This is a genomic window from Claveliimonas sp. (assembly GCF_037273965.1).
Lineage (GTDB): Bacteria > Bacillota > Clostridia > Lachnospirales > Lachnospiraceae > Claveliimonas > Claveliimonas bilis.
Genome location: NZ_JAYAZJ010000127.1, coordinates 36,223 through 42,679, shown reverse-complemented (window position 1 = coordinate 42,679; position 6,457 = coordinate 36,223). Strand labels below are relative to the sequence as shown.

9 protein-coding genes, 1 tRNA gene and 1 pseudogene are annotated in these 6,457 nt (G+C 42.5%); 1 reads left to right on the top strand and 10 read right to left on the bottom strand.

Annotated features, from left to right (window positions below):
* Nucleotides 1-232: pseudogene (locus tag WJ238_RS11380) on the bottom strand (hypothetical protein); the annotation flags it as partial.
* Between the two features lie 699 nt (nucleotides 233-931).
* Nucleotides 932-1,123, bottom strand: a complete 192-nt coding sequence (locus WJ238_RS11375; protein ID WP_337606986.1) for a hypothetical protein — start codon at nucleotides 1,121-1,123, stop codon at nucleotides 932-934.
* Between the two features lie 137 nt (nucleotides 1,124-1,260).
* Here WJ238_RS11375 and WJ238_RS11370 point away from each other — a divergent pair, with 137 nt between their 5' ends.
* The gene (locus WJ238_RS11370; protein WP_087174781.1) at nucleotides 1,261-1,479 is read left to right on the top strand and encodes a helix-turn-helix domain-containing protein; all 219 of its coding nucleotides are present in this window, start codon (nucleotides 1,261-1,263) and stop codon (nucleotides 1,477-1,479) included.
* A gap of 72 nt (nucleotides 1,480-1,551) precedes the next feature.
* Here WJ238_RS11370 and WJ238_RS11365 read toward each other — a convergent pair whose 3' ends face one another.
* The 8 genes from WJ238_RS11365 to murB all read right to left on the bottom strand — a co-directional run bounded on the left by WJ238_RS11365 (nucleotide 1,552) and on the right by murB (nucleotide 6,386).
* On the bottom strand, nucleotides 1,552-1,884 hold the full coding sequence (locus WJ238_RS11365; protein ID WP_076780374.1) for a type II toxin-antitoxin system RelE/ParE family toxin: 333 nt from the start codon (nucleotides 1,882-1,884) through the stop codon (nucleotides 1,552-1,554).
* Nucleotides 1,874-2,032: a hypothetical protein gene (locus tag WJ238_RS11360; RefSeq protein WP_157888472.1), complete on the bottom strand. Its 159-nt coding sequence runs from the start codon at nucleotides 2,030-2,032 to the stop codon at nucleotides 1,874-1,876. Before WJ238_RS11360 ends, WJ238_RS11365 begins: the two co-directional genes overlap by 11 nt.
* A gap of 202 nt (nucleotides 2,033-2,234) precedes the next feature.
* Nucleotides 2,235-2,306, bottom strand: a tRNA-Glu gene (locus tag WJ238_RS11355).
* 107 nt (nucleotides 2,307-2,413) lie between these two features.
* Entirely contained in the window at nucleotides 2,414-3,349 is a 936-nt protein-coding gene (locus WJ238_RS11350; RefSeq protein WP_316267536.1) for a diacylglycerol/lipid kinase family protein, read from the bottom strand.
* 71 nt (nucleotides 3,350-3,420) lie between these two features.
* On the bottom strand, nucleotides 3,421-3,678 hold the full coding sequence (locus tag WJ238_RS11345) for an HPr family phosphocarrier protein (protein WP_230105104.1): 258 nt from the start codon (nucleotides 3,676-3,678) through the stop codon (nucleotides 3,421-3,423).
* On the bottom strand, nucleotides 3,671-4,582 hold the full coding sequence (gene whiA, locus WJ238_RS11340) for a DNA-binding protein WhiA (RefSeq protein ID WP_230105103.1): 912 nt from the start codon (nucleotides 4,580-4,582) through the stop codon (nucleotides 3,671-3,673). Before whiA ends, WJ238_RS11345 begins: the two co-directional genes overlap by 8 nt.
* Before the next feature lie 8 nt (nucleotides 4,583-4,590).
* A complete protein-coding gene (gene rapZ / locus WJ238_RS11335; RefSeq protein WP_230105102.1) occupies nucleotides 4,591-5,472 on the bottom strand; it encodes an RNase adapter RapZ in 882 nt (293 codons plus the stop codon).
* A 2-nt stretch (nucleotides 5,473-5,474) separates the two neighbouring features.
* Nucleotides 5,475-6,386 carry a UDP-N-acetylmuramate dehydrogenase gene (murB, locus tag WJ238_RS11330; RefSeq protein ID WP_230107580.1) on the bottom strand — a complete coding sequence of 304 codons (912 nt, stop codon included), beginning with the start codon at nucleotides 6,384-6,386 and terminating at the stop codon, nucleotides 5,475-5,477.
* Nucleotides 6,387-6,457: the final 71 nt, after the last annotated feature.

The window sequence follows — 6,457 nt, the reverse complement described above, 5'->3', positions numbered from 1 at the left end:
TATGGTTAATAGATTTTGATATACAATAATTTTCTATCTCTTTTGCAGTATCATCAAAGGAATTGAACTCGGACTTCTCCTGCACATCATGTCCAGGCAAAATTGGCACAAGAATATGATAGTTCTCTTTATAATGCTCTATATAATCAATCCATATTTGATATGGACTTTCAAAACCATGAACAAGCATTATTGTTGGATTATTTGTATTGCCATATTCCAAAATACGCATTTTAAGCCCCCGCTTTGCTTACACAAATTCCAATTTGTTGGTTACATTATAGTTTTATATATCAAAATATTCAATCTAAATCCATGCCAAATTCCTACTAACATGTACCTCATTTCTTCCAGCTTGATTATAAATTGGATTTTTAAAGAGCAAGATCCACCCCGTAATACAAAAGCAGCATTTCTGTCTTTTGCATTCTCCGTGGTCTTGCTCTTGATGGGAATTCCGCTTCCCATGCCCTCGGTGTTTTCTTTATGTTATCAGATACCGCGATCATTCAAACACGGAAAACATTTTGGCTCCCGACTGCAGTCGGTCGCAGCAGATACATTCAGACAGAAGGCTTATCCCGACTCAATGTACAGCCAGTTCCGCATTGTTCCCGTCTTGCAATTATGGATTATTTTAAAAGACATTTGCATTTCATATCAGGTTAAATTTTCAGCAGAGCAAGATCCACCCCGGTAATACCAAAACAGAAACTCTGCCATTTGCATTTCACGCGGCAGTACTCTTGCTGGGAACTCTGCCTTCCCATACCTGCATATATCCGGCTTGTGATTGAAATCCCTGCAATATCCAAACGGCTGATCAGATCATCCAACTGGGCCCTGAGTTCATTGAGGCAATGTTTCTATCGCCTGTCTCCTTTGAACCTCAAAAAAGTCTCATCGCGATGGCACAAAATAAAGGATGCAATCAATATTTTTCTCTTTCGCCCGTTTCATATTTCTTGATCTTTCTCATCAAACCTCTGTACATGGGATCCCTTAACAGATGTATCATGTCACGGCTGATAGGGTATTCAGACATAAACTCTGGATTCTCCGCGAAAAATTTTTCCTGTTCCTCATCCGTCAGATGGATCGTGTACTCCTCGTAAAAATCCATATCATCGCCCAATATAAATTTTTCAAATCTTTCCTGTTGTTCTTTTGTCCATTTCATTTCTCTAATATTGTAGTCTTTTTAGCGACTATAGTCAATAAAACAACCACATACTATCCTTTAACCATAGGAGGTATGCCATGATTGATTACAGTCCTTTCTGGGAAACATTAAAGAAATCAAACGAGTCAACATATACATTGATCAACAAACACCATATCTCCAGTTCTACGATAGATAAGCTGCGTAAGAACAAACCGTTGAATACTACAACGCTGAATGATCTCTGCCGTATTCTGAATTGTGATATTCAGGAGATATGCAGGTATATTCCAAGTGATACAGACCAGTCATTATAAAATTCATTTTACCAGCGAAAAAGCCCTGACAGTTTTACTGTTAACTGTCAGGGCTTTCTTTTCTTAAAATATTTAATGTTTCCTGCTGATCCATTGTCTGATAATATTCTCCCAGTCCATACCGTCCTGCAGGATGCGGAGAACAGTTACCGTAGCAGCACTCTTATCCACCGTATAAAACAAAAGATAATTTTTATATGCCTTCAGATAAATATCATATCCCCGATAACGGAAACCGGTAGTTCCATAACCGTCCGGCAATGTATCCAACTCCTGCACCGCTTTCTTTATCTTTCTGGAAAAATATTCTGCATACTCACGGTACTTGAAATTTCTAAGGATATATTTCTTCTTTTCTTTGATATCTTCTTTGGCAATATCGGTAATCAGAACTTTATATTTCATCAATCTCTTTCCACGCTTCCTCTATCGTCTGCACTCTGCCAGCCTCCATATCATGAATGGCATCATCCAGTTTCGTAAGAAGAATATCCATTGCATCATCCAATGTATAAGTTGTTTCATGCGATTTTGTCGCCTGTGCTAATGCCATATCCATCACCCTTTCTTTTCTTTTATCTTACCATCAAACCACAAAAATAACCACCATTTTATTGATCGGGATAAAAATACGTCCAAGATTTCCTCCTTAAGTATTTTTGATTCCTCAATATCCAAACGTATGTTTGATACACCATTTGATACACTTTTGTTTTTCAGACACGAAAAAAGCCCGTAAAAACGGGCTTTTCAAGTGACTCCGAGGGGAATCGAACCCCTGATTCCAGCGTGAGAGGCTAGCGTCTTGACCTCTTGACCACGGAGCCATATTCAGCCGTGACTTCTGCGTTTGCAGTTCATCACGTGACCGAATAATATAATATCATATGGCCTGTCCTTTTGCAAGTAGTTTCTTAAAAAATATTCCAAAATTCTACTTATTTTTTTCTTTCTTGCCTGACACGGACAGCTCCTTTACATGCTTTTTGGGAACCATGATATTCAGCGCCTGCTTCAGGTTATATATTTCCACAAAATCATGATCTCCCCCAAATTCTCCATCCAGCGTCCACGGAATCTCCTCCAGCGATTCAAAGGTAAGATGCCCGCTCTTAAAAGAATACATGTGCTTGCTGTCGGTCTGTTCCAGCAGGAGAGCTGTGATGATCTCCTGAAGCTCTATGGGGTTTTTCGGCATTTTTATAAGAGTCACCTCAAATACTCCGTCATCGAACGTAACATTCTTTCCTACCATGTTGCGGAACCCGCCTACAGATCTGGAGTTCGTTACCATTCCGAAAATAAACTCATCTTCTATCGTTTCGCCGTCATGGGTAACTTTGATCCGGTAGGATGGGATATTAAAAATACGCTTTGTCCCTTCCAGAACATAGGCAAGATGACCCAGCAGGTTTTTCGCCGTCTGGTTTGTCTGATAAGATACATCAGTAAAGAGTCCGAAAGCGGCAATATACACAAAAATATCTTCATTAAACTGCCCGATGTCGCAGGGGAACTGTGCTCCATTAACCGCATTGTCCGCCGCCCGCAGAATATCTCTGGGGATTTTCAAACTATTGGCAAAATCATTTGTAGTTCCTGTGGGGATGTAGCCGATCGGAATTTTTTTCTCTCTTCCCATCATTCCCGTCACCACCTCATCAATGGTACCATCCCCTCCGCTGCATACCACGAGATCATAAGGATCTGTATATTCTGTGACTTTTCGGTAAGCATCCTGGTAAGACTGTGTGGGATATGCCGTCACATCATATCCTGCCTTTACAAAAATATCTATAATATCCGATACCTTAGGTTTTAAAAGTCCTTTCCCTGCATGAGGATTATAAACAAAAAGAAGCTTCTTCATATCCATTCCCTCCTTACTATCTAAGGCATAAACAAAGAGCCCCGAAAGCGGAACTCTTTATTCTGATTCTTTTATTTCTGGTTTGAAAGAAATTTCTCTACGCCGTCCACTGCATCCAGTTCATCTTCTCCTTCAGCAGCAACTGTAACTTCCTCGCCCTCACCCAGGTTAAGGCTCATCATACCCATAATACTCTTTGCATTGATCTTCCTGTTGTTCACCTCTATGTATATCCGACTGGAATACTGGCTGGCTTCCTGAACAAGCAGGGCAATTGGTCTCACATCCAGACCATTTTGATGTTTTATTGTTACCGGTTTCTTAATCATAATGTACCTCCTTGATTCCCCTTAACTTATCTGCCATTTCACTTAATTTCCTAAGCCGGTGATTCACTCCCGACTTCCCTACCGGAGTCTCCAGAAGATCTCCCAGCTCCTTTAATGTTGCTTCCGGGTATGCAAGACGTGTAAGGGCAACGTCTTTCAGTCCTAAGGGAAGCTGCTCAAATCCCACGGTGTCACGTATATAAGCAATATCTTCCAGTTGTTTAACCGCTGCAGATACTGTTTTATGAATATTTGCTGTCTCGCAGTTTACTTTACGGTTCACTGCGTTTCTCATATCTTTCAATATTCTTACATTTTCAAGTTCCATCAAAGCCACATGGGCTTCCATGATATTCAGCGCATCTACGATACGCTCTCCCTCTTTCAGATAGATGACAAAATGCTTTTTCCTTGAAACAATCCGGGCATCCAGCTCAAAGCTGTTCATAATACGCTGCAGGTACTGTGCTTTTTCCATCTGATCACAGACGATCTCAAAATGATAGGATTTTCCCGGATCACTCATAGACCCTGCCGCCAGAAATGCGCCTCTCATAAAAGCACGCTTGCAGCAGACTGCCTGTACCTCCGCCTGCCTGATGGCAGCCAGAGCGCCTCCTTCGGCCCGCAGTACATAACTGCTGCTGTCTTTTAATAAATTCCTTCTCACAGATATCTGGAGGGCAATTTCATTTTTTATATTAAATGTTTTTTCCAGTAATGTAAAGCATTTTCTTATGACGGCTATATTTTCCGCATGGAGGATAAGCCGCAGACTGCCGCCTTCTTCTTCCTCCCACAATCCGTTCATCCCCGTCAAAGCCGCCAGTTCAGCCAGCTGACAATGTCTTGCCCGAGGATAAATTCCGGATAATTCCTCCTTTACTTTCCCAGAAAATGACATAACTATCCCTACTTTGCTTTTGTCACCGCGTCCTTTTCAATATCGCGGTGCTCTATTTTTATACCGTAATCTCTTTCTTCTTCCGCAAGCACTTGATAAAGCGCATTGGCAAGGGTGACAGACCGATGTTTCCCCCCTGTACACCCCACCGCAATGACCAGCTGTGTCTTCCCCTCCTGCACATAATTCGGAATAAGAAATCTTACCATATCTGTCAGTTTATCGAGAAAGATCACTGCCTTTTCATTGTCCATCACATAATCCCGCACTTCCGGGTCATTTCCGCTTTTAGCACGAAGATCATCAATATAATACGGATTGGGAAGGAAACGCACATCAAACACCAGATCCGCATCACTTGGCAGACCGTACTTGAAACCGAAAGAAAGAATCGTAATGTACAGATTTTTATATTCTTTGTTTTCAATAAAAATTTTATGCATTTCTTCCCGCAGCTCTCTTGTCAGAAGCCGGCTGGTATCGATCAGATAATCTGCCTTTCTTTTTAAGAACGCCAGTCTTTTTCTCTCTTCTGTAATGCCCTGATCTACTCTGCCGTTTCCCGCAAGCGGATGACTGCGCCTTGTCTCTTTGTAGCGTTTGATCAAAGTCTCGTCCGAAGCTTCCAGAAAAAGGATCTCATATGAGATCTTCATCTCATCCAGCTGCTCCAGCGATTTTTGCAGCTTTTCAAAACTGTGTCCGCTTCGGATATCCAGTCCCAGAGCAATCCTGCTGATGGACGAGCCAGGCAGCAAAAGCAGCTCACCCAGCTTCGGCACCAGCTCTACCGGAAGATTGTCTACACAATAGTATCCTGTATCTTCCAAAATCTTCAAAGCTGTACTTTTTCCCGCTCCCGACATGCCTGTCACAATAATAAATCTCATACTTAAAATTCTCCCAGCCTCTTCACTTCAGGCTCCAATGTAACTCCTGCATGTTCCTTTACTTTTTCTGAAATATGTCTGATCAGAGCATCCACATCTGCCGCGGTTGCTCCTCCTGCATTGATGACAAATCCGCAGTGTTTCTCGGAGACCATGGCCCCGCCGATCCGGCAGCCCCTAAGTCCTGCGTCCTGGATCAATTTACCGGCAAAATATCCTTTCGGTCTTTTAAAGGTACTTCCGGCGCTGGGATATTCCAGCGGTTGTTTGCTGATCCTTTTTTCTTTCAGCTCTTCCATTTTCTTTTGTATTGCTTCTTTGTCGCCTTTTTCAAGCTTTATAACCGCTTCCAGAACAGTACAGCCGTTCTTGGCCGCCGCGCTGGTACGATACCCCATATCCAGATTTTCCCGGGAAATTGTGCTGATTTCTCCTTCTTTTGTCAGGACTGTGATCTCTTCCAGCACATCTTTCATCTCACCGCCATATGCACCTGCATTCATAATACAGGCTCCTCCCAGTGTTCCCGGAATCCCTGCTGCAAATTCAAATCCGGTCAGCCCCTCCTTGAGGGCTGCTGCCGCAATCTTTGCCAGGGAAGCACCTGCCTGGGCGCAGATCTTATCCCCATCCGGGTAAATTCCGGACATCCGGGTATAAAGCTGAATTACAACCCCTCTGTATCCTTTGTCAGACACGAGAAGGTTACTTCCATTTCCTATAATATAATATGGCATGCCCTCTTCCCGGCATATCTGTACAATCTTGCGGACCTGCTCTTTGTCAGACGGAACGACAAACAAGTCAGCCGGACCGCCGATGCGGAATGTGGTATGCCGATCCATGGGTTCGTTTTGAAGAATCTGCTCTGTTTCCAATATATGTTCAAGTCGGGAAATAAAATCCTGATTCATGATAATATAGCCTTTCTTTCCTTTTTTTCATTGTCCATCATACACTAAAACCCCCGCAAATTCAACGTGGA

Coding starts and splice junctions, on each gene's coding strand:
- WJ238_RS11375 (WP_337606986.1), bottom strand. CDS start 1,123: ATGGATTTTTACGAGGAGTACACGATCCATCTGACGGATGAGGAACAG.
- WJ238_RS11370 (WP_087174781.1), top strand. CDS start 1,261: ATGATTGATTACAGTCCTTTCTGGGAAACATTAAAGAAATCAAACGAG.
- WJ238_RS11365 (WP_076780374.1), bottom strand. CDS start 1,884: ATGAAATATAAAGTTCTGATTACCGATATTGCCAAAGAAGATATCAAA.
- WJ238_RS11360 (WP_157888472.1), bottom strand. CDS start 2,032: ATGGCATTAGCACAGGCGACAAAATCGCATGAAACAACTTATACATTG.
- WJ238_RS11350 (WP_316267536.1), bottom strand. CDS start 3,349: ATGAAGAAGCTTCTTTTTGTTTATAATCCTCATGCAGGGAAAGGACTT.
- WJ238_RS11345 (WP_230105104.1), bottom strand. CDS start 3,678: ATGATTAAGAAACCGGTAACAATAAAACATCAAAATGGTCTGGATGTG.
- whiA (WP_230105103.1), bottom strand. CDS start 4,582: ATGTCATTTTCTGGGAAAGTAAAGGAGGAATTATCCGGAATTTATCCT.
- rapZ (WP_230105102.1), bottom strand. CDS start 5,472: ATGAGATTTATTATTGTGACAGGCATGTCGGGAGCGGGAAAAAGTACA.
- murB (WP_230107580.1), bottom strand. CDS start 6,386: ATGAATCAGGATTTTATTTCCCGACTTGAACATATATTGGAAACAGAG.